Source organism: Planctopirus limnophila DSM 3776 (genome assembly GCF_000092105.1).
Lineage (GTDB): Bacteria > Planctomycetota > Planctomycetia > Planctomycetales > Planctomycetaceae > Planctopirus > Planctopirus limnophila.
The window spans coordinates 3,838,455-3,860,841 of the sequence record NC_014148.1 but is presented as its reverse complement, the minus strand read 5'-3'; the positions used below and the strand labels follow the sequence as shown (position 1 = coordinate 3,860,841).

Below are 22,387 nucleotides of genomic sequence, written 5' to 3'. Positions count from 1 at the left end.
CAAAAGCCGCCAGTGGTTGCTCTGATTGCAGGTGCGTGCCTACTCGTTCTCGTTGCGGGCACGATAGTGACCGCCATGTACTTCCGAGGCTCATCGAGCAGAGAAGTCACGCCGGTGGTTGCAGCGCCGGAACCTGCTTCGCCACAAGGAGACGCATCGACAGAGACTTCGATCAGTGCGCAGATGCTCCCCAGTAAGGAAACAGTGGCACAAACGGCTGACAATGAGAAAGCGACCGTTGAAAAATTTCTTCCTGGAATGGGGTGGTTTGATCGCGATATCGATCTGCTGATTCATGTGAATTCGGCGGAGATTAACAAGTCACCGATGGTTGTTTCTCTGGGCAGCAAGTTTGGAGTCAGCCCGGATCTACCTTTCGGAAAGAGCTCACTCACTCAGAAGGATATAAAGAGTATCACTATTGGATTGAAAATGATTTCGGCCGCTATAGAAAAGGCCGCACCACTGCCGGAGGATTCGATGGAAGTGCTTCTTCCAAGGATTGCTCAAGCGATTGGATCGTCAACTCAGGAGTGGACGAAGAGCACTCTGGGTGTCCTTCATCTCAATAGACCTGTCAGCTATGACGATCTCCGGTCCATCGATGGGAAGGGAGAGATTAGAAAACATGCTGATCGCGACTATCTCTACTATGATCCCAATGGCGATCGATCAGACGCACGCGCATTCTATTTGAGTCAGCCAGATGTTCTGTTAGCTGGTTCTGTCGAGACTATTCAGCGGGCCATTGCCGAGGGTGAGTCGATCAAACCCCATCCCATGTGGGCGACACTCGATCGGGATGCCCACCTCCTCGTAGCGGTGATTGATCCATCAAAAGCCTCTTCGATCCCTGGTCAGGTCGAGAGCACAAGCCCGATGACTCAAGGGAAGTGGCCTTATGATCTGAGTGCTGCGCAATTTTCGGTCAAGGTTGGGGAAGATCTTTCAATAGGTTTTCAACTTCTGTCGAAGAGCACTGATGAACTCCCAAAACTAAAAACCTTGATTGATAATCAGATCAAATACATTCAGACATTTCTCCGGCCCAATATTTCGAACTTTACCGAAGATCTGGACACGATCAGTAAGCATCTCATTGAGAATCTGAAAACTGAACAGAATCCGGGTTCGCTCAGACTTATGACCAGCATTCCGGCAACGGATGAAGAAAGGTTGATGCAGCTCCCTTCGAGTTTCATGCTGCTCATGGCTATGGGCGGGCCGAAGAATTTCGCTCCGGGAATGAAACTGCGTGAAACCAGAGAATCGAATTTCTTCACACAAGGTGCGCCATTTCAGCCAGCTGTCGAAGCTCAGGGATTGGAGCCTGGTATCACATTGAACGCTTCAGCCATGAGATGTATCTATCGAATTGATGACGGAGATACAGGGAAGCAGTACGTCCCCCATGGAGTTGTCTTTCGCGCCAAAGGAGAGAGGTTCAACCGGCTCAGCGGGATGGGGAAGATCAAAATTCATAGCATCAAGGTTGATCAAGGTCAGGTAGTGATCGATTCAACCGATAAAGTGAATGGAGAGTCGCTGAACATTTGCAAAATTCTGCGACATAGTGGCCAGGTGGAGCCCGACGAAAACAATCTGGCTCTTCTATTTACGAATCAACGCTTTCAGGCGTCACGGATCGTTTCTATGGAAGGAGAAATCACCTGCCTGATTGGTGGCAAACGAATGGTGCATGAAATCCCAGGCCTGTTTGATAGTAAATCATCGAATGATGCTTCCCCATTGATAAAAAAGCTAGGATTAAGGAAGGAGATTAAACCTGATATGAATGACTATGAAGACTACCCGGATTATTTATTTTCAGCAGACTCTATGCAGTATGTCAAAGAGATGAAAGTTCGTTATTTTGAGCTAGAGGGAAAAGTTCGTACTCCGCATGAAATAACCACGTCGAATCGATTCGAGAATGGACGTTGGTGGCATGTTTTCGCTGGATTGAAATCTCTTCCAATTCATGGTGATGAGGTCTTACTTGTGGAGGTGATCGATCAACCTGAGGAGCAGGTGGTATCGTTCAAGTTCGAGAATCTGCCTTTTCCCAAAGAATAAATCAGTTTCATCGTTCGGTTATGTTAGACGAAAGTTCTGCCTCGTGTTGAATGATCGCTGGGAATCGATCATCGTCAGATAGAGCGGATGAAGAAAAGATTCTGGTTGAGGCTAGTTAATCCATGCGAGTTCTGGTTTTGGGTGCGGGGGCTGTGGGTGGGTATTTTGGTGGGCGGCTGCTTGAAGCGGGGCAGGATGTGACCTTTCTGGTCCGGCCGGCGCGAGCACAGAAGCTGGCTCAAGCCGGTTTGGCGATCACCAGTTCCTTCGGGAATGCGTTTCTCCCGGCACCTGCATGTCTGACGGCGAGCGAGCTTCGTGTTATGGCAGAGCGGGGTGAGCCTGCCGCACGATTTGATCTCGTGATTTTGACCTGCAAAGCTTATGACCTGGAACAGTCGATTGCTGATATTCGACCAGCTGTTGGGGCTGAGACGCTCATTATTCCCATGCTCAATGGCATGCGGCATCTGCAGGCTTTAGATGCAGCGTTTGGGCCCCGGCATGTGCTGGGTGGTAAATGCCATATTTCGGCTCGGTTAAACGCTGCTGGTGAGATTGTGCATCTGAGCAATGTGCACGATTTTGTTTATGGAGAACGATTTGCCGGGCAGGCCGAGCGGGTGGATGTGATCGATCCGATTTTTTCTCAGGCGAAGTTCACTGCTGTTCATAGTCGCCAGATCTTGCTTGAGATGTGGGAGAAGTGGTTTTTTCTGGCAACGCTGGCGGGGATTAACTGCCTGATGCGGGGTACGGTGGGGGATATCGTGCAGGCTGGTGGTGGTGTTTATGCGTTACAACTTCTTGAGGAATGCCGGTCGATTGCTGAGGCGGCTGGGTATCCGCCCCGAGATGCTGTGTATCAGGATCTGAAGTTTCGCGTTCATAACCCCAAATCGACTTTGGCGGCTTCGCTGATGACAGATCTCGAAGCGGGGGGAGCGAATGAGGCGGCACAGATTCTCTATGATCTCAAAAATTATCCATCGCCAGTGCTCACGGATGGTTTCAGCTTGCTTGATCTGGCAATCACTCATCTGAAAGTGGCTGAAATCCGCAGAGAGCGCGAACGTGCTTCCTCCAAAGATTGATCTGTGGCTGGATCGCAGTGAACCCCCTGTAATCAACTGGTTATGTTGAACTGGTGTGGGAATGGTGGCAATCCCCGTAGCTATTTCGTAGTCGCGCTGGGCATTTCCTGAGGCAAGTGACGGCTGAGGTTGGTATGGTTGCCTGTCGCATCCGATGGGGACTGCCATGTCCCGCTGTATGATGGGCGACCATGATTTTTGAACAACCGGGAGAAAAGGCAATGACGTTCCAACAGATGACTGGAAAGAGGGCTTTACCAACGGCTGGTCAGTTTCTCTGGTGCATCGCAGTGATCTGCAGTCTGACGCTGGGCTCGACCACGACTTTTGGTGCTGACGGTGGAGTCGTTGCTCAGCAGGAGGGAGATCAGATTGCGATTACCATTGATGGGCAACCCTTTACCACTTTGCATTTGGGAAAGGATTTGAAAAAGCCCTATTTCTGGCCACTCCTGGCTGCCGATGGGGCCATACTCACCCGGCCCATTGAACCGGGCGAAAAAGAGCATCCGCATCATAAAGGATTGTGGATCAGCATCGATGAAGTGAATCACAGTAAGCACTGGATGGAGAGAGAGCCCATCGTGAATCGCGGGGCGACGATCGAGAAGGCGGCTGGCGAAAAGGTGGTGATTCGACTCGAAAATGAGTGGCTTAATGGAGAAGGGCAGGCCCAGCTGCGAGAGACCACACGGTGGACGATCACCAGGAACCGCCTGATTGCAGCAGAGATCCTGCTGGAACCATTGGTTGATGATGTGGTTATGGGAGATACCAAAGAAGGATTTTTCGCTGTTCGAATTGCTCAGACAATGCGGGAACTGCAGGGAGGAAAAATCCTGACTGCCAACGGGAAGACCAAAACCAAGGAGGCCTGGGGCAAGCCAGCGCCGTGGATTGATTACTCCGGAAAGGTGAACGAAAAAACTTACGGCGTGACAATTCTCGATGACTCGGCCAACTTTCGCCCCGGCAGATACCACGTTCGGGACTATGGTCTGTTCACCGTAAGTCCTTTTGGAGAAGGGTCTTATCAGAATGATATGACGCTGGCAAGACCCGTGGTACTGGCGGCAAGGGGAGCATCTCAAACCGTCAAGCTGCGGTACGGCTTATGGGTTCATACGGGGATTCCGTCGGCTGAAGAGATTCAGAAAGTCTACGAAGGATTTGTGACAGAAGGTCGCCCAGAGAATCTGAAAAAGGCTGGTTGATTGTCGCATTGCTCGATGGTGTATAATGTTGTGGAAGGTGGATTGTTCGGTGAAGCCACTTTCCATTCTGCATCAGGTCACGCAATGCCCCTTGTTGACTTGTGACGCCGGGTTGTATAATGCAATTGAATTTCGCTTTCACTTGTGAAACAGCGATGCCCTTATTTGAGGAATGAGAACATGCCAGTCACATTGACCGAAAGTGCCGCTAAGGAAATCCAGCGGATCATCAGTGAGCAGCAGATGAGTGAGAGCACGCTGGTTCGAGTCGGTATCGCCGGCGGCGGCTGCAGTGGCTTCAAGTATAACTTTGGTTTCGAAGAAGCCGCTGATCCAGTCAACGACCATCTGATCGAATATCATGGTGTGAAGGTTGCTATCGATAAGAAGAGTGCGTTGTATCTGGATGGTACCACCATCGACTTCTACAGTGGATTGGATCGTCGCGGATTCGTGTTTGAAAACCCGAATGCTGTGAAGAGCTGCGGATGTGGCAGCAGCTTCTCCGCTTAGTGGTTGAGAATCAGTTCTCACTGCCAAGACAAAAATTCATGCGACTTCGGGAGGTCTTCCTGGAGTCGCATTTTTTGTTTGGGTGTGAGACGCATCGTAGAAATCGACAGCGATATGAGAGATGCGAACTTGCATGCTTGCTCCGGGCCGCTGTCTATTGCACACAACTTTGGTGGAGTGCTCATTGAATGCGTGTCTGGGGTCAAACGTCCTCGTTTGCCCCCAGTTCGTTGGACGCTGATCGTCTTTGACGAACAGCGTTAAAAGTCATGAATGTATGTTTCGGATGGAATTGTGCTGGTGAACTCGTTTGACCAGGGGGTGGATGAAAACATCCGAGCCCTGCCATCCCGGCGTGACATTAAATGTGATTTGGAAGGACGCAAAGACCACGCCCTTCCGCAAAGCCTTCAGGGTCGTGCCACCCAAAACCAAATTAAGAGTGGTAGCGCGGCACGCGCATGGCGCGGCTTCTTGTTTGTCGTGCAATGGCACGATAACCCGGCCACCAGTCGGCCGGGCCACCCTTACGGTCAATGTCCCCAGGTTGCACATCAAAGACAGCGCCCGGCCGCAAGCATGGCACATCAGGTGATCGTCATCCTGAGATCGGTAAGCGTTGCCGAGTGGTGCGCTTTTGACCAACGAAACAGCCCTGTGGAGATCGGGGGGATTTCCACAGGGCTGCCAGGTGCGACAGGAACGTTATCAAGCTTGTTCAACAAGGATCGGAGGCCAGGTTGAGCAAAGCCAGGTGATATCCCGCCTTATGGGAAGATTTGAACTCCGTTGACACGGAGTGAGCCAGTCGATGTTCCCGAGAGGAACTGGAAGGCAGTGCCTGTACCTGTGGTTCCGGTGAAGTTGACCAGGTTATTGGTTGTGATATCGGCACCGCCGATGAAGTTGACAGTTCCGGTGACTGTTTCAAAGACGATCCCTTCTTCAAAGAATCCGAAGAAGTTATTGGTAAAGGTCAGATCGTTGCGGGCAATGAAGAAGGTGCTGCCACTGCCCACGGTTTCAAACACGAAGCCTTGTGATCCATCATCGGCATCGAGGGTCACGTTGTCTGTGAGATCGACGACCGAGTTGTTGCCGATGTTGAATCGCATCGCCCGGTTGAAGTCGACGAAGACATCCGGCGTATTAAAGTTCACGTTATTACGGGCAATAATCGCGTTGAGAATTCCGGCTTGAGAGAATTCAAAGCCAGTCGAGTTCTCGCGTGTCGAATTGATGGTGTTGTCGAGAACGTTGATTACATGTGGCTGAAGGGTATTGGTGGTGGCAAACCGCATCCCGATCCGCTCGGCACCGTTGTTGGCACCTGTGATCGTGATCAGGTTCCACTGAGCAGCAGCCGAGAGAGCATTGTTCCACTGAACGTTGACACCAGCTGCACCCGGGGTGATGGAATTGAGTACGATCGTATTGCCATCGCTCGTGGCTGCTCCAGGCAGGAAGTTCACCAGATCGCTATTGTTCGGGCCACCCACTGTCAGGAACAGAGTGCCGACGTTGGTGTTTTCCGACTGAAGGCGGACCGCGTCAACACCGTTCTCGGTGATCACGTTGCGTTGAATCAGCCATTGGTAACCAGTGCTGGTCTGTCCGGTGGGAGTCGTTTGCGAGAGTGCATTCGCCCGGAGCAGGATTTCCGGATTGTCCGTATTGACAGCGCCGTTGTTGGTGAAGGTCATGTCGGCAATCTGGACAACATCCACATTGAGAGTTTCGACGCCTGAGAAGCCGTTGGCAAAAATGTCACCTGCTGTGGTGCTGCCAAAGACATTGAGCTGTCGCAGATTGCTGGCGAACACACCACGGCCGAGATTGTCGTTGATGGTCATCCCGGTGAGGCTGACTCCACCGGAGTTCACCGCGAAGACACCATCTGCGTTACCATTCTGGATGGTACCCCCGTCGCGGGCGACATCGGTGCCGGTGATCACGAACTGAGCATTGCCAGTCCCGTTGATCCCCGTGTTGTCGACCAGCCGGATACCAGCCCCGGTGGGTGTGTCGGCCGAAGCTCCATCGAGCGTGATGACGTAGCCCGAGTCTTCAATATCGATGGCCGAGCGACCTGTCGTAGCGAATGTGGAGTCGATAAAGCCATCGGCAATCGTGAGGCTTTGTGAATCGCGAACGAAGAGGCCGATACCGTCGATGGTTGTGACGCTGAGTGAGTTAAAGGAGATATTCGAAGCATTGCCGATGATGTTGGCACCGGCACCCTGGCCAGCCGGCCCGGTCGCATCAGTAACAATCACGTTACCAAAAACAATATTCGCGTTGTCGTTATCCTGCAGATCAATGGCTGGGCTGGTGCTTCCGCCAGGGTTACCAATGCTGGTGGTTCCCAGAAAGTTAACATTGGCGTTGTTGTCAATGACGCTGATGCCTGCCAACCCGCGACCGTTGATCCCGGTGGTTGTGGCGGCATTCCCGAAAGTGACAACAGCACTGTCATCGGTAATGGCAATACCGTTTTGTGCGATGTTCCCGGTGATACTGGTGATCCCAGTGACAGTAAAGGTTCCTGTGTTATTACTTCCCAGTGCGGTTTCACCAATCCGGATACCATCGCCCGCACTGTCTTGAATCGTAATGTTCTGGAACAAGGCACTGCCGGAGTTATTCTGGAAGTCGATGGCGGCATCACCCACTCCACCCAGACCGGCAATGCTCAGCGGGCTGAAGAAGTTGACGTTGCCCGCATTATTGTTGATGTTCACCCCCTGTCCGCCGCGACCACTGATCGTGACGCCGGTCGTATTTGACAGATCAGAGAATGAAACTGTTGAGCCTGCCGCTGTATTCTGAATAAGAATGGAGTCGTCGCCCGCATTCGAAATAGTGAGCGGGCCACGGAAGGTCACATTCCGGGAGGTATTGTTGACGAGTACTGCATTGCCGGTGGCATTGGAAATTGTGGCAGTATCGACGGTCACAATGCTGGCGTTGTTCTGAATCTGGATCCCCAGGCCCGCATCATTCGAGATCTGCGAGCCAGTCAGGTTGACAGATCCACCCGTCATGCCTTGAACGAGCAGTGCGGCACCACCGGTACTGGTGATATCGGAGGCGGTTGAGCTGGAGTTCCCGGTAAAGGTAACGGTCGAGTTTCCACCAATGATTTCCAGAGCGTTGGCATTGCCATCAGGATCGGAGATGGTCGAGTTCTGAATACTCAATGCACCTTGAGTATTGTTGAGAGAAATTCCGGCTGAACCACTGCTGGAAACCGAGGTGTTGCGAATGAATGACAGGCCGAGATCGCCTGTCCCAAAGATGCCAAAGGCACTTGGGTTATCGACGACAAAGCCGCTGAATTCTGAATTCGCAGCCAGTACGACACCATTACCAACGGTGTTCTGGATCAGTGGGCGATTCACACCGGCGGTGGCCCGTGGCAAAAGGATGTTCCCCAGCCCCTGAACATTCACGAGGTGGTTAACACCATTTCCTTCGCCGAGAACTCGAACACCGGATTCGAGATTGATGGTGCCGGGATTATCAAACACGCTGTCGGCATGAACGAAGACGATATCTTCACCCACAATTCCTTGAGCTTCCTGGATGGTATTCCAGGGATTCTCGACGGTACCGTCTTCAAGGCCTGTGGCGAAGCTGGCCACGTGTTGTACGTTGTAGGGGTTGCCAGTGGCCGGGTTGATCGCGACAACATCTTCATCGACCACGCGATTCTGGGCCACCACCACGTTGTAGCTGCGGCGGACAGGTGTGGTCATGCGATTGATCTGAGTGATCCGTTCGCTTTCGCCCTGGCGGAAGCCACCAAATGTCCATTGGACATTGAACGCGACGTTTGTCTTGAAGACCTGGTCATGAGCAACTTCAAGGCCGACGTTAATGCTGGGGATGACATCGGCAGCGAGTCGTCCCTTCCAACCCCAGAGAGTGGGCAGATTTTCTGACTGATAATGGTAGAAACCGCCAAAAGCGCGGAGATCGTGCCGCTCGAAGAAGCTGTTGAAGAATAACGGCATGCCGAATTCGGCATCGAAACCTTTGGGGGCGAGACCGACAATTCGCTCGCGGTCAAAGAGAATCCGAGTATCCTGGAATCGCTGACTGCCAGTGACGACGCTTTGGCTGAGGAGCTGCTCTGTAGGGCCTACGGGGAAGTAGGCGTTGACTCGTGCATCCCAGTAGCGGCCTAACGTTTCAATACCGAAGCCGACATCACGGAAGGGAGCACCACTGGTTTCGTCGTAATCAAAATAAGCGTTCGCACCGATAATTCGGTCGTAGTTTTCCAGGTAGTAGCGGGCACCACCACCGACGTTGGCTCCATAGCGATCCGAATTCGAGCGGAAGCCGCGAAGATCACCGAAGAGCATGAAGTTTTCGATAAAGCCGTAGGGCATTAATTCGACAGGAGTGATGGAATCTTCGCGTCCAATCCACGGACCTGTGAAGTGCCCGACGCGGAAGGCAGTTCCTAAGGCCTGGCCTTGCTGCGTTGAAGTGCCACCTTCATACAGTGACGATCCGACATTGATGGTCGAATCGGCCAGCCAGTCCTGCGCCTGCACAGTGTTTTCGTATTCCACAGGCAGTGAGGAAGCAGCCGTCAGGCATAATCCAGCCGAAAGCCAGCGAGTACGATGCTGGATCGCATGGGCGAACAATCGGCGCGCAAAATGAGACATCGAGACACCTCAGATGGTGGCGAAGGGCAGGCGCGAACAGGTGAGATCGGAAAGACTCATCCAGTTGAAGAAGAGGAACTCGACTTTTGACTGGAAGGGTCGTGATCGGGACGGGAGTGAAAACTGAAAGATCGGAAAAGCATTCGAAAGGCAGGAACCTGAAGGCCGGGTTCCATGGATCGGAGATCCAGGCAGGCAAGAGATGGCAGAAGGCAAGTTGTTGAGAGTCACTGCCGCCGGTTCATCGCCTGGGGCGAATCACCATGGCAGGAACAATCAACGTTGGCGTTTTAGCGAGATCGAAAAGAAACGGGCAACGGCAATCAGGCCGGATCAAGCCCAAAATTCAGGATTCTTTCAATCCGAAATTTCAGGACTGAATCGTTTTCGGCGTTTTCAGCCGATGACCTGCCCATCGTAGTGCTTTAGGGCTGTTTACAGGCAGAAATGACCACTTTTGCAAAAACAGCAAACGGCGGTCAGCAAAACGATCGACGACTTAATGAAGAGCCCGGCACAAATGCTGGTCGTTGTGCCGGGCTCTGTGTGGAAATAACATAAAACTATGCTGTGAATCGGTTTGTATCTATTTCCAGTCGCTCTCCAGCACAATCCGGTAGCGGGCCTGTCCCGATTTCAGATGATCAAACGCTTGGTTGATCTCACTGAGAGGGAATGCTTCCGTGACCGGAGCGATCTGGTGCCGCTCGCAGAAACTCAACATTTTGGCCATGGAGACCGGGCTGCCGGTGGGGGAACCTGAGAAGGATTTCTGGCCCATAATCATCGGAAACGCAATCAGAGCAACAGGTTCCGCTATTGCACCGACGGTGTGCAACCGGCCGCGAGGGGCGAGCAGATTAATATAAAGTGGCCAATTCAAAGAGACGTTGACCGTCGAAATGATCAGATCAAATGTTCCGAAATGTGGAGCGAGAGCGGCGTCGTCACGAGAATTCAGCACGCGGTGAGCGCCCAGCTGCATGGCCTCATCACGCTTGGAATCGCTGGAGGTGAAAGCGACCACTTCGCAGCCCCAGGCCCGCGCGAATTTGAGTGCCATGTGCCCCAGGCCACCGATTCCGACCACTCCCACGCGGGCGGTTGGTTGAATGCCAAACTGAATTAAGGGATTGAATACTGTAATTCCACCGCAAAAGAGCGGCCCGGAGGTCAGTGGATCCAGTGCTTCTGGCAGTGGAAGAGCCCACTGGGCCTGGCAGCGCACTCGTTCGGCGAACCCGCCGTGCCGACCCACAATGGTCCCTTCGGCTGTGGCACACATATTGTGATCGCCACTCATGCAGGTGGAGCAGGTCATACAACTTTGAGATGTCCAGCCCACCCCGACACGCTGCCCGATTCTCGTTATATCGACACCTTCACCGACAGCGACGATTTTCCCAATCGCTTCATGACCGCCAACAAACGGAAACTGCGTCATCCCCCATTCATTGTGGAGCATCGAAAGATCCGAGTGGCAAATGCCGCAAGACTCGACCTGAACTTCGACTTGTCCAGGGGGCAACTCCCCCCATTGGAATTCCATCATTTCAAGCGGCGCATTCGGACTTTTGGCGGCATAGGCTCGTACAGATTTTGTCATGAGGATTCCCAGCAATCACAACCGTTCGACCGGGGCAACTTACCCTCGCTTATTGTTTCACACTTGAATAATCATTCAAGTGAAAATCTGGCGAGGATCTTCCTCAATGTCTTTCAATACGGCCTCATGACAAAGCCGTAGAAATCAAAAGGACCAATCCGCTGGGCGAGGTTTGAACTGGTGATCAGTGGTTTTTATGGCTTTGGGGCTGGCTGGTCTTTGGTGAGTTCGAAGGTGTCGAACAATCGTCCTTCGGTGTCGTAGGCTTTGAACTGAATGGTGTTCTCGAAGGCCGTGACATAGCAGTAATGGTAAGCTCGTTTGAAGTGGAGGCTGAACCAGGCACGCTGGGCAGCGGCTTGTTCGAGATGACCGCCACCGCCGCCACTGGTGATGTAGCGAACCCCTTTTTTCTGATTGATGGTCATCTGGTAGATGGGCCAGGTACGTTCGTATACGTGAATGTGCCCATTCCATGCGATGTCTACACCATACTTCTCATAGAGCGGAATGAGTTTCTGGGCATTGCGGTCGCCGTAGGTGGGTTGCCTTTCGCCAGCGCCAGTTGTCAGGTTTCCATAATCGTCCGAATCGCTGGTGAAGCAGGGATGATGGTGGCAGGTGAACTTCCAGGTGGCTTTCGACTTCGCCAGTTCTTTCTCGAGCCAGAGATACTGTTCCGACCCAGGATCGAGAGGCTTGTTGGAATCGATCATGAAAAACTGGGCATTGCCATAGGTGAAGGTGTAATAGTATTCGGGCTTGGGAAGGCTGAAGTAATCGTAGTACCAGTGGGCATTCTGTTCGTGATTGCCAATCGTGGGGAAGACGACCGTGTGTGCCATGAGATTGTGGGCGGGTTCGAACAGGTCTTTGATCCACTGGTTTTTGGCAAAGCCATTATCGACGACATCGCCGCAGTGAATGACGAAGTTGGGCCGGAGTGCATAGAGTCCGTCGGCACAGGCTGCTGTAATGACCGGGTTGCGCTGGGTATCACCCACAATCCCGAAGGCCCAGGGGCGGTCAGCTCCAAAGGCTGTCTGAAAGCTGTAAATTTCACTTTGGATCGATTGACCATCGGGAGATTCGCACTGCACCTGATAGTAGTAGATCGACCCGGGCGATAGATCCTTGAGAGGGACTTCCTGAATCAGCGATAACGTTTCGCTGGCGGCCTTCAAAGTGATTGGCTGGCGTAAGGCAAAGTTGACCTTTGTGATGGCCGGTCGCGATGTTTCGCACATGACCACAATCGATGTGGAAGTCACATGCTGCAGGTAAGGCTTCACGAGAAATTCGAGCTTGGTGTTATTGGGAGGGTTCCAGTTGATCAGGTTCTCGTTCTTTTTGGCGACCGCTGCAAAGTCGTTGGCAGGTAGCACCCGGCTGTAGACTTTCACTTCCTGAAAAGCGCCCTCCCAGCCGTGAAATTCGTTGGAATCCTTGTAAGCCCCGATCACATAAGCTGACTTGGGTTCATAGAGGATCTCACCAGATTGTGCTTTGGATTCACCAGCCAGCTTGCCATTGACGTAGAGCTTCATCGTCTGGCCATCGTAGGATCCGGCAATGTGGTACCAGCGGCCCAGTTCGATGGATTCTTTGGCTGTCAGATAGGTCATCAGGCCATTGCCGTCATCACTCCCTTTACTGGCGAGGGCGAAGGAGAATTTTCCATTTTCGTAGCCCAGGAGCCAGCCCTTCTCGTAATTGCCAGTATCTTCGAGGCAGCCGGCAATGGCTCCCCATTGGCCTATCGATTTGAGGTTCACCCAGGCCGAGACAGTCATTTCTTTTTTGGGGAGCAGCTTGCCAGCCGCTGCCACATTCTCGGCAATCAGCAGGTACTCGTCTTTTCCATTGAAGACTAACCCCTCGGCTGGGCCGATGGTGACCGGCTGGGGTTTACCGACAAGCGTGGCTTTGGCCGAATGGGTCTGGTCTTCGACACGGCCATTTTCAATACGATGACCACCAACCACAAAATGTGTCAGCAGGCCATCTTCTTCGAGATCCGGATGGGCCAGTAAAGAGTTGCCCATGATGACAACCGATAGACAAAGTGTGAAACAAAGCCGTGTGGCCAGATGCCGCCGGAACCAGGAGGATCGTGTGGAAGCCATAATCATTCTCTCGGGCATGAGTGCGTGCAAATAATCATTCTGCATGATCTTTAACGAAGATGTTCATTTCTGATGCTGCTGTCAATTGGTGGATTCAGCCATCGCGAAAATTTCACAGATCTGGCAAATGGCCGTTCTGCTCTGGCGATCAGGTTTCTGAATGGCTAAGACGGAAGGCGATGAAGTATGCCATGGGGCTGGGGATCGATCCGAAGAGGAGTCAGCAGACGAGATGACGATATTCAAAAAGATCATTGATAAAGAGATCCCGGCTGACATTGTGTATGAAGATGATCAATGCCTGGCCTTCCGGGATGTGAACCCGCAGGCTCCAGTGCATGTGCTCGTTATTCCCAAGCGGGAGATTCGTTCGCTGGCCGATGTGGTGGAAACGGATCGGGAACTTTTAGGGCATTTACTGGTGGTCGCCAGTCGGATTGCCGCGAAGCTGCATCTGCATGATGGATATCGCACGGTGATCAATTGTGGCGCCCATGGGGGACAGACCGTGCATCATCTGCACATCCATCTGCTGGGGGGCAGAAATCTCGACTGGCCGCCGGGTTAATAAGCACTCTGTTGGAACAGGCCACATGATTGCTTCAGGTTCAGAAGATCGTCTCGACGATCGCGACCCAGTCAAAACGGAAGTGATCTCACAGATATTTATCTATCGAAAGGCACTCCGGAATACACTCTGGATCTCTTCCATTGCAGGTGTCATTCACTTATTGCCATCGTTGTATATACTGACATTTGTCGCTTTGCATTTGATCAATAGGGGCGTGGCAAGTTTCTCGATGACTCTTCTCAGGAGACCAGAAGACGGTATTCTCCTCGGGTATGTGACTCTGATGTTTGCCTGTGGTGCTGCTCTTGTCGTTTGCCGATTCTGCTTTAAGAGCCAGCCATGGAACTCACTGCAGGTCAGTTATTGGAGCATGGCTGTTCTAATGAGCGTGATGGTTCTATCGCCCTGTTGTATCATGGCTCCATTCTTTCTGTTTATGTTTCTAGAAGTCCGTGAATGCTATCTGGCTGGGCGCTTTTTAGTTAACAAAGGTTTTGATTTGAGGAATCTACCTGATTACTAAAGGGCCTGATCAGCATCATAGAAAGACTACAGGAGTGGGTCAGGACGATGTCGAAAAATTTCTTGATTATCAAGACCCCGAGGATGCGCACATCGTTTCGGAGTTGTATGTCTACCGTAAAGCACTCTGGGGGAAACAGGCGATCTGTGTTTTCGTGGGGTTATCTCACATCGGATTGTTTTCGTTCCTTTTTCTGTGTGTGCTGAGTTTGAGTGGCCTCAGCATTTCCTCTCTGCTGATGAACGTCTGGTTTCATACCGAAACGGTGGGGATATTGGCCTGTCTATTCGGGCAGATTATGCTGGGGGTGGGGCTGCTGATCAGTCGAATGGGTTTTGAAGTCAACCCTTGGGCTTCCATACAAGGCGGGTATTGGATCATGCTGCTGGTGTTGATTTCTTTGATTCTCTCACCTTGCTGCCTCGTTGCACCGGTATATCTGTTTATGTTTCTGGAAGTGCGTGAATGCTACGTTGCCGCAGGATTCCTGAAGAATAAAGGCTTCGATCTGAAAAATCTGCCTGACTAATAACTGGCTTGATCATGTCGGATCCAAAGTTATTCCGCTTTGACGCCATCCAGATCGACGCGATACATCAGCTGGTTGTATTCGTAGAGTGGGACGCTTTCGGTCAAGCCGGAGAATGATTTGGTGAATGTCCCTTCGAAATAAATGATCCGGCCATTTTGCTCAGAAAACTCCGGGTGTTGCAAGGGGTTATAGAAGGAGTAGGGACCGTGAGTGGCCAGGAGGGTCGCTTTGCTCCAGGGGCCGGTGAGCGAAGGGGCTGTGGTCAACCAGACATTCCCCAGCGTCGAGGCGGGCCGATCTTCTGATTTCTTGCCATGAAGCTGTGAGAAAATGGTGATGTACTGTTTGCGATAAGGGTTCCAGCTCGTTGAACCATAATGAACTTCGATGGGCTCACCAGTGAAATGATCCGTGAGTGCGATGAGGCTTTCCTGTTCTTTGAGCAAACCCAGTGTGATCCATAGTTGAAGTCGAGCTGATGTGAGTGGTTTAAAACCGCGTTTCCACTCGTACTTCAAATGCCCGTTGGCATCGCGATCCAAAGCGGGCGATTCTTCTGTCGAGTGGGCCGCTTCGCAGGTATAGCTTTCGTAGCGATCAATGGCTTGAATGGCTTCCCAGCTTTTCAGGACTCGCACGAGGGGGAAGGGCTGGCAGAAGTAAAGATAGCGATCGTCTTCAGGTTCGATTGTCGTCTGCAGCACATGATGTTGCGAGATCGGGTAGAACGATTTTCCCGCGGGAAATTCGCAAAGTGGTTCAAACTGGTTCTGAGTATCGTTCCAGACGGCTAACCCCCTGCGGTACGATTCGAGACCACTTTTGATCTTGGAATAACCGGCCACCATACGCTCCTGGCCGCTTGTATCGCGAATGGTGAATAAGCCACCCATCCAGGTGGGGCCATCTCCGGGCATGGGCATCATGGGTTTGACGGCACCATCCGGTTTGACAAAGTAGTGATAAAATGGCGGCTGCTGATCGAGAGGCGGTACTTCCGATGGTAAAGGTGTGGTGGCACCCGTCATATGAAAGTTGCCGAGAGGATATTCGAGAACAGGGGTGTCTCCCCAGAACCAGTGAAGCTGATTTCGATATCTGGTGACAAGCACACTGTCGCAACCGGCAATGCGGGCTGCTGCGGCTGGTTCTGAGGGAAGATCAGGGATTTCCAGTCTGCGAGCGGCTCGAAAAATGCCATGGCCCGTGGTGCGATAGAGTCTTTCGGCCAGTTGCTGGCGCTCGAGTGATATCGTCACTTGTTTGCCAGATTCAACTTTGACCCTCTGGCCCGTGAAGCCAAATCCATCTTTGGGAGCGAGATAACCGGGTGACTCGATGGTGAGGTGAAGTTCCCGCCCCATGAGATCGGGTTGATCGATCACCACCCAGCCAGCACTGTCGGTGAACCACTTTTCGTGAGTGGTGGAAGTCAGTTCCACCAGAGGAATTCCGCGACCAGTCGCACGGTCGGTCATGCGAATGCCGAAGGGTTCGTGGGCCGCTTGGCAGGGCTGGACGAGGGACATGCCTGCCATCAGACAGAAGATCAGGCTCCAGGCGAAGTATGCCAATTGCCGCTCCATAATCAGAACCTTTGATGTGCCGTGAAACTCGTTCGATAGTGAGTGGCTCTCGGGCATGTTAAATTCAATGGACTGTTTCGAGGTTTCTCAGGGTCGTCAGTTTCCGTTTGAGTTGTTGGTTGGCATGTCAGTTTACACGAATATTTCGACTTATCGTTTTGCCCCGTTGGCGGATTTGAAGCCCCTGCGGGAAAAGCTGCTTTCGTTTTGCCATGCCCGGGAGCTGAAAGGGACAATTCTCCTCAGTACTGAGGGGATCAATATGTTCATCGCTGGCTTCCCGGAGAAAGTGGCAGAACTTCTCGAAGAGGTGCGGAAGATCCCGGGGTTGGAAGGTTTGCCCGCCAAGTACAGCCCGAGTGATCATCAACCCTTCACGCGGATGCTCGTGCGGATCAAGCGGGAGATTATTGCCTTTGGGCTCCCGGAGATTGACCCCAGTCGGCAACCCGCACCCAAGCTTTCACCCAAAGAGCTCAAGGCGTGGCTGGATGAAGGCCGCCCGGTGACGTTGCTCGACACACGCAACGATTACGAGGTGAAACTCGGGACATTCGAAAACGCGATTGATCTCAATCTGGCGACATTCCGTGATTTTCCCGAGGTGTCGCGCCAGAAGCTGCCGCCGGAACTCAAGAAGCAGCCCGTGGTCATGTTCTGCACGGGAGGGATTCGCTGCGAAAAGGCTGGCCCGTTCTTCGTAAAAGAAGGTTACGAGCAGGTCTATCAGCTCGATGGCGGCATTCTGAAATACTTTGAAGAGTGTGGCAGTGCCCACTATCAGGGGGAGTGTTTCGTTTTTGATCAGCGGGTGGGAGTTGATCCTAATCTGGAGGAATCATCGACGACGCAGTGTCTCAGGTGTCAGACACCACTGGTGCCGGAGGAACAGGCCGATCCACGTTATGTGATCGGTCAGTCGTGCCCTTACTGTTTCAAGACGACAGCCCAGGAAATGGAAGACCGGCTGCGGGAACGTGAACGAATGCTGCAGGGATTGATTGATCCCTTGCCCGGGTGTGTGCCTTATGTGAATGATCGACCTTTGCAGGTGTCGCAGAAGCATGCGGGGCTGACTGTGCGGGAATTCCTGCAGCAGGTGCTGCCTCATCTGGAAGCGAGCTTGTGGGAAAGTGCGGAGTCGGAAGGTCGGCTGCTCAGCGAGACCTTCGCGCCCATGCGGCTCGATGAGACGGTACAACCTGGCCAGCGGATCATTCATCGTTTGCCAGGCACGCTTGAGCCAGCGGTGAATGCCGATATTCGCTGGCTGTATGAAGACGAGTCGATCGTGGTGATCAACAAGCCGGCACCACTCCCGGTGCATGCCAGTGGCCGGTTTCATCGCAACACGCTGCAGTACCTGCTGGCACAGATTTACGATCCGCAAAGTCCACGGGCGGCCCATCGGCTCGATGCGATGACGACGGGAGTGCTGGTGTTGTCACGAACGCGGCACATGGCGGGGCGCTTGCAGCCACAGTTCTCCCGGCGGGAAGTCGAAAAAGTCTATCTGGCCCGTGTTCAAGGCGAGCCTGCCGAAGAGAGTTTTGAATGCCATGCACCGATGACGGATGTGGCCGGTGTGATGGGTTCACGCGACATTGATGAATCGGGGGGAGTCGAGGCGAGTACTCTCTTTCGACTGGTGCAGCGGCTGGAGGATGGAACGAGTCTGTTGGAAGTTCGGCCCATCACTGGCCGGACCAATCAGATCCGAGTGCACTTGTGGCATTTGGGACTACCGATTCTGGGAGATCCGCTTTATCTGCCTAGTGGTGAACTGGCGACAGAACCCAAGGATTCTGAGCAGGTCATGTGTCTGCATGCCTGGCGCATTTGTTTCCAGCATCCAGTGGATCGAACAACGATGGAGTTTATGGCTCCACCGCCGGCATGGGCCGGTGAGGCCGGAGCAGTATCGTGATGAGTCAGCCGACAGGAACGATTTTCGATCGCTGATCAATTGTTATCGGGCGGGCCATTCGTTGTCGCAGGCATCGCAGCGGAAGCCTATGAGAGTGGCTGTCCCGGGGATGGGCTGGCCATTGCGATTGACCATGGCGTCGTCGAGTTCCACGGGCTCGACAATCGGATGGGAGCAATCGGGGCAGCAGCGGTTCAGGTAGAGCGTGCGGGCACGGTCGAGCACAGAGCTGTTGACGGCATCGTGCGTTGGGTACGAATCACTCACAGCCAGAAAATGAGGGGCGCGGAGGGTCATCTGAGGAAACCGACTGGAACGGGATGGCAGCTGAGGACGCCGCGTGGTTCGCTCGGGAGCGACATCCATCTGCAGCGGAGTGAAGGGCACAATCAACTCTTCTGCATCGCTGACAGCATCAGGCCAGTAAACACGCAATCGGCTCATGGTCGGGCATCCTTGCCAAAAGTGACTTTGAAAGCACCGGGATCATCTTGACCTTGGTACACGCCGCTGATGCGACGAGTCTTTCTTCACTTATGAAGGAAATATCGCCCATCGAGCGTGCCCGCAAGAGCGTCAATGGCAGTTTTTTTGGTAAAAGTTGCAAAAACCGCCGAGTCGTGTTTATCTATTTGTGCCAAACCCCCTGTATTCGCAAAAATCTGGTTTTCTCAACCTCTGAAGGTGAGATTTTGCTGCCCAATGGCGAGACTCTCAGGGATCGTTAACGGATGACTTTGGGCGAGGCTCGCACGTGAGGTAGGGGCGAAAGCGTTCGATCATTTTTTCGCCCAGGCCACGGACGCGAACCAGATCGTCAACGCTCTGGAATGGGCCTCGTTCGTCACGGTCGGCCACAATCCGACGAGCCAGAGTTTCGCCAATTCCATCTAACTGCAAAAACTCGATCCAGTTCGCTGAGTTAATGTCGATCTTCAGCGGAATGGGTTCTCCCTGGAGCGTTTCGACATGCACCAGTGGATTCCCCCACACTCCATGCCACACAAATCGCCCACCCGCGAGGCCGAGCAGCAGAAGAGCCAATCCAAAAACCACCAAGGCATCGCCATGCGTCATGCCGCAATAGCGAGCGGTAGTTTCGCTATTGCCAGGTTGCGCATTCAGATTCGTGCTGTTTTGTTGACTGGGCGAGGTCTCAGAACCCATGACAGTTTTCCTGTTACAGGATTGCCAGTGGGTTGCGACGTTCTTCGAGCGTGCCACGAGTGACACCGACGCGATTCATCGCGCTCAGCGATTGCCAGACTTCGCGGCCTCTTCTTTGACCATCGAGCAGTGCCTGATATTCACAGATCGTTCGGCGGATGGTTTGACGATCCTGATTCAGAAACTCGAGGCGGAAGTTTCTCACCCCATGCTCGAGCAGATCCGGAACGACCTCGGCAGCACTTTGAGGCTGGGCATTGAACAGCGTGTTCCGGCAACCGACATCGGCTGTCAGGGGATGTTGCATACCCACACGATCACGCAGCTCGACAAAGTGGTTGTCACAAGGGCGGCCGCAGTTCGTTTTATTGGTTCCCGGCGAAAGGACAGCACAGAAGACACAATGCTCCATATGGAACATGGGCATCTGCTGGTGAATGACGACTTCGAGTCGTTGCGGCCGGGCGGCACGCACGAGATCGAGAAGTTGTTCACGGTTGAGATCGTAGGAAAGGGTCAGTCTTTCAGGGCCAAAGCCTTCCAGGTACTCGGCTGTCAGTTCGTTCGCGCAATTGAGCGAGAAATCGATTACGAAGGGAATGTTTTTACGAGTGCAGTAATCAATTCCCGCGAGATTTCGTACCAGAAAACCAGCGGGAGCATGTTTGGCCATCGCGGCAAAAATGGGGTATTCACCCGGCTTCTGAATGCGCGGCGTGGCCAGCCAGACCTTCACTCCATGAGCGCGTCCCCAGTCAGCAGCCTGGCGGTACTCGCGAATATCTGCGAAGTCGACATATACGCCACCAAGTTGTGCCTGGCCAGGGAGCTCCAGCTCAGTGGGAACGAGATGCTCCAGTTGCGCGGGCTGACGGACCATGACGAAAAGTTGCGGGAGTAGAGTTTGATTTGCTGTTGTCGAATTCTCTTCGGGAACGAGGCTTTCGATGCGCGATTGCTGCAGATGCTGGCGCCAGGTGGTGAGAATGGGCTGGGTGGCTGCTGTACGAGTTTCCGGAATGGCCAGAGCTTCGAGGAGTTGGCGGATGAGTTCCTGCCTGACTTTGGAAAGCAGGCTCATGGGAACCATCGGGCCGCCCACAATCTCGGCAGAGAGATCACGTATCGCGAAAGGGGTATGCCCAAGGCGTCCCAACTGTTCGAGCAGATAGGTTTCCGTGACGGCATGTTTTGTGGCCACGGGAAGTGGTTCGGTCGAGGTGACGACCACGGTCGGCAGACTTGTACCATCCTGACGATAGAGACAAGCAGAGACTTGCAGAGCTTCGCCCGCTCGAGCCACGACTTGCAGATCGAGTGGCATGCGGGCCAGAGCTTCCGGCCCGGTGAATGTACGGCGAAGCTTTTGAATCAGCTGAGGGTCATCGGTTTTCCACAGTTTCTGCTCGGGCGCGATCTTTGCAAAATCGATCGCACCGGTGGCGAACTCCACTTCGACCAGGCCAGCTTCCGCAGTCCCTTCAAATCGTAATGACTGGCCATTCTGCCGAGGTGTGAAGAGTTCATAGACGCGGCCACCTTGCTCTTCACCTGTGGTGCGGTCGCCATCGAAGACGACGCCATCGCCACGACTGAGCGGGCTTTCGAGCCTGAGCAGAATGCGCGGTGGAGCCACTCGCAACACTTTTCCCAGCAGTACACCTCGCTTACTTGAAGAGAGGCCCGGGACAAGTTCTTTGTGATCGCACCCTTTCAGCCAGCCTGTCGAAAAGCCTCGCGAGAAGCTCAACTCCATTTCGCGACGAACGTCAGGTGTCCATTGAGGAAGCTCCCCCATGGTGCTGCGATCAATCGCATCACGATAATGCTTGGTGATGTTCGCCACATATTCGGGAGTTTTTAAGCGGCCTTCAATTTTGAATGATATCACTCCAGCCTCGATGAGTTCGGGAGTGAGTTCATAAGCAGCCAGATCCTGCGGGCTGAGCAGATAGCGGACATTGCCGAGATCGACATCCTGCCCATCGCAGATCAGTTCGTAGGGTAAGCGGCAAGCCTGAGCGCATTGACCCCGATTGGCACTGCGGCCACCCAATGATTCACTCGTCAGGCACTGGCCCGAATAGGCAACGCACAGTGCTCCATGCACAAAGGCTTCCAGTGGCATACTGGTCGCGGAATGCAGTTTGCGGATCTCATCGATGGAGAGTTCACGGGGGAGTACAACCCGGCTGATTCCCAACTCCTTGGCAACTTCGATGCACTCCGCGCTGGTGAGTGTCATCTGGGTCGAAGCGTGAATGGGGAGAGCGGGGCAAATCGCCTGACAGAGACGGGCTGCACCTAAATCCTGTAGAAGAACAGCATCGACTCCTGATTCGGCACAAAGCCTGACGATGGACTCAAACTCTTCAAGCTCGTCGGAAAAGATGAGCGTGTTGAGTGTGACATAGCCGCGAACACCGCGACTGTGCAGTTCCTGCATGACTTCGGGGAGATCGGTGGTGGCGATATTGGTGGCTCTAGCCCTGGCGTTGAAGCCGCATTGCAGGCCGAAGTAGACAGCAGTGGCGCCATTTTCGATGGCGGCTCGAATGGCTTCGCGGCTGCCTGCCGGTGCGAGCAACTCGGGACGTGAGCCGAGACTTTTGCCAGTTTCATTTCCTGGAGCGGAGAGCAGAGTCACTATCGGAAAGCTTTCTTGTCACGGAACGTCGAATTCGCCCGGGAGAATCATTAGGCCTGGAAAATCGATGTTTCAGTCAATTCCACATGGAATTGCGAGGGGATTGTCAAAGTCTCCGGCATC

At 53.2% G+C, this 22,387-nt stretch carries 15 protein-coding genes; 8 read left to right on the top strand and 7 right to left on the bottom strand.

Features of this window, described 5'->3' with window-relative positions; all coding sequences use genetic code 11:
• Positions 1-879: 879 nt before the first annotated feature.
• The 4 genes from PLIM_RS24770 (at position 880) to PLIM_RS15315 (ending at position 4,897) form a co-directional block, all read left to right on the top strand.
• Positions 880-2,076, top strand: a complete 1,197-nt coding sequence (locus PLIM_RS24770) for a hypothetical protein (RefSeq protein ID WP_230849321.1) — start codon at positions 880-882, stop codon at positions 2,074-2,076.
• A 122-nt stretch (positions 2,077-2,198) separates the two neighbouring features.
• Positions 2,199-3,170 carry a ketopantoate reductase family protein gene (locus PLIM_RS15325; protein WP_013111233.1) on the top strand — a complete coding sequence of 324 codons (972 nt, stop codon included), beginning with the start codon at positions 2,199-2,201 and terminating at the stop codon, positions 3,168-3,170.
• 221 nt (positions 3,171-3,391) lie between these two features.
• On the top strand, positions 3,392-4,384 hold the full coding sequence (locus PLIM_RS15320) for a DUF6807 domain-containing protein (protein ID WP_013111232.1): 993 nt from the start codon (positions 3,392-3,394) through the stop codon (positions 4,382-4,384).
• A gap of 180 nt (positions 4,385-4,564) precedes the next feature.
• The gene (locus PLIM_RS15315) at positions 4,565-4,897 is read left to right on the top strand and encodes a HesB/IscA family protein (protein ID WP_013111231.1); all 333 of its coding nucleotides are present in this window, start codon (positions 4,565-4,567) and stop codon (positions 4,895-4,897) included.
• Positions 4,898-5,664: 767 nt separating this feature from the next.
• Here PLIM_RS15315 and PLIM_RS15305 read toward each other — a convergent pair.
• The 3 genes from PLIM_RS15305 to PLIM_RS15290 all read right to left on the bottom strand — a co-directional run bounded on the left by PLIM_RS15305 (position 5,665) and on the right by PLIM_RS15290 (position 13,311).
• Positions 5,665-9,579: an inverse autotransporter beta domain-containing protein gene (locus PLIM_RS15305; protein ID WP_013111229.1), complete on the bottom strand. Its 3,915-nt coding sequence runs from the start codon at positions 9,577-9,579 to the stop codon at positions 5,665-5,667.
• Between the two features lie 586 nt (positions 9,580-10,165).
• On the bottom strand, positions 10,166-11,185 hold the full coding sequence (gene ahr, locus PLIM_RS15295; RefSeq protein WP_013111228.1) for an NADPH-dependent aldehyde reductase Ahr: 1,020 nt from the start codon (positions 11,183-11,185) through the stop codon (positions 10,166-10,168).
• A 194-nt stretch (positions 11,186-11,379) separates the two neighbouring features.
• A complete protein-coding gene (locus tag PLIM_RS15290) occupies positions 11,380-13,311 on the bottom strand; it encodes a LamG-like jellyroll fold domain-containing protein (protein ID WP_013111227.1) in 1,932 nt (643 codons plus the stop codon).
• Positions 13,312-13,471: 160 nt separating this feature from the next.
• On the opposite strand from PLIM_RS15290, the gene PLIM_RS15285 reads away from it, so the two are divergent.
• The 3 genes from PLIM_RS15285 to PLIM_RS15275 are packed head-to-tail and all read left to right on the top strand — an operon-like array spanning position 13,472 to position 14,934.
• Positions 13,472-13,879 (top strand): histidine triad nucleotide-binding protein, encoded by a 408-nt coding sequence (locus tag PLIM_RS15285; RefSeq protein WP_013111226.1) that lies wholly within the window; start codon positions 13,472-13,474, stop codon positions 13,877-13,879.
• Between the two features lie 25 nt (positions 13,880-13,904).
• The gene (locus PLIM_RS15280; protein ID WP_013111225.1) at positions 13,905-14,405 is read left to right on the top strand and encodes a hypothetical protein; all 501 of its coding nucleotides are present in this window, start codon (positions 13,905-13,907) and stop codon (positions 14,403-14,405) included.
• 34 nt (positions 14,406-14,439) lie between these two features.
• Positions 14,440-14,934: a hypothetical protein gene (locus PLIM_RS15275; RefSeq protein ID WP_013111224.1), complete on the top strand. Its 495-nt coding sequence runs from the start codon at positions 14,440-14,442 to the stop codon at positions 14,932-14,934.
• Positions 14,935-14,963: 29 nt separating this feature from the next.
• Here PLIM_RS15275 and PLIM_RS15270 read toward each other — a convergent pair whose 3' ends face one another.
• The gene (locus PLIM_RS15270) at positions 14,964-16,580 is read right to left on the bottom strand and encodes a hypothetical protein (protein WP_052301597.1); all 1,617 of its coding nucleotides are present in this window, start codon (positions 16,578-16,580) and stop codon (positions 14,964-14,966) included.
• Positions 16,581-16,647: 67 nt separating this feature from the next.
• Here PLIM_RS15270 and trhO point away from each other — a divergent pair, with 67 nt between their 5' ends.
• Complete coding sequence (gene trhO, locus PLIM_RS15265) at positions 16,648-18,450, top strand: oxygen-dependent tRNA uridine(34) hydroxylase TrhO (protein WP_041403744.1); 1,803 nt, start codon at positions 16,648-16,650, stop codon at positions 18,448-18,450.
• Positions 18,451-18,492: 42 nt separating this feature from the next.
• On the opposite strand, the gene PLIM_RS15260 is transcribed toward trhO, so the two are convergent.
• The 3 genes from PLIM_RS15260 to PLIM_RS15245 form a co-directional block, all read right to left on the bottom strand.
• Positions 18,493-18,894 (bottom strand): hypothetical protein, encoded by a 402-nt coding sequence (locus PLIM_RS15260; protein WP_013111221.1) that lies wholly within the window; start codon positions 18,892-18,894, stop codon positions 18,493-18,495.
• Between the two features lie 270 nt (positions 18,895-19,164).
• On the bottom strand, positions 19,165-19,617 hold the full coding sequence (locus PLIM_RS23060; protein ID WP_013111220.1) for a ComEA family DNA-binding protein: 453 nt from the start codon (positions 19,615-19,617) through the stop codon (positions 19,165-19,167).
• 13 nt (positions 19,618-19,630) lie between these two features.
• Positions 19,631-22,264 (bottom strand): U32 family peptidase, encoded by a 2,634-nt coding sequence (locus PLIM_RS15245; protein ID WP_013111219.1) that lies wholly within the window; start codon positions 22,262-22,264, stop codon positions 19,631-19,633.
• Between the last annotated feature and the right edge of the window lie 123 nt (positions 22,265-22,387).

Coding starts and splice junctions, on each gene's coding strand:
- PLIM_RS15280 (WP_013111225.1), top strand. CDS start 13,905: ATGATTGCTTCAGGTTCAGAAGATCGTCTCGACGATCGCGACCCAGTC.
- PLIM_RS15320 (WP_013111232.1), top strand. CDS start 3,392: ATGACGTTCCAACAGATGACTGGAAAGAGGGCTTTACCAACGGCTGGT.
- PLIM_RS24770 (WP_230849321.1), top strand. CDS start 880: ATGACTCAAGGGAAGTGGCCTTATGATCTGAGTGCTGCGCAATTTTCG.
- ahr (WP_013111228.1), bottom strand. CDS start 11,185: ATGACAAAATCTGTACGAGCCTATGCCGCCAAAAGTCCGAATGCGCCG.
- PLIM_RS15305 (WP_013111229.1), bottom strand. CDS start 9,579: ATGTCTCATTTTGCGCGCCGATTGTTCGCCCATGCGATCCAGCATCGT.
- PLIM_RS15270 (WP_052301597.1), bottom strand. CDS start 16,580: ATGCCCGAGAGCCACTCACTATCGAACGAGTTTCACGGCACATCAAAG.
- PLIM_RS15325 (WP_013111233.1), top strand. CDS start 2,199: ATGCGAGTTCTGGTTTTGGGTGCGGGGGCTGTGGGTGGGTATTTTGGT.
- trhO (WP_041403744.1), top strand. CDS start 16,648: ATGTCAGTTTACACGAATATTTCGACTTATCGTTTTGCCCCGTTGGCG.
- PLIM_RS15285 (WP_013111226.1), top strand. CDS start 13,472: ATGGCTAAGACGGAAGGCGATGAAGTATGCCATGGGGCTGGGGATCGA.
- PLIM_RS15290 (WP_013111227.1), bottom strand. CDS start 13,311: ATGGCTTCCACACGATCCTCCTGGTTCCGGCGGCATCTGGCCACACGG.
- PLIM_RS23060 (WP_013111220.1), bottom strand. CDS start 19,617: ATGGGTTCTGAGACCTCGCCCAGTCAACAAAACAGCACGAATCTGAAT.
- PLIM_RS15260 (WP_013111221.1), bottom strand. CDS start 18,894: ATGAGCCGATTGCGTGTTTACTGGCCTGATGCTGTCAGCGATGCAGAA.
- PLIM_RS15315 (WP_013111231.1), top strand. CDS start 4,565: ATGCCAGTCACATTGACCGAAAGTGCCGCTAAGGAAATCCAGCGGATC.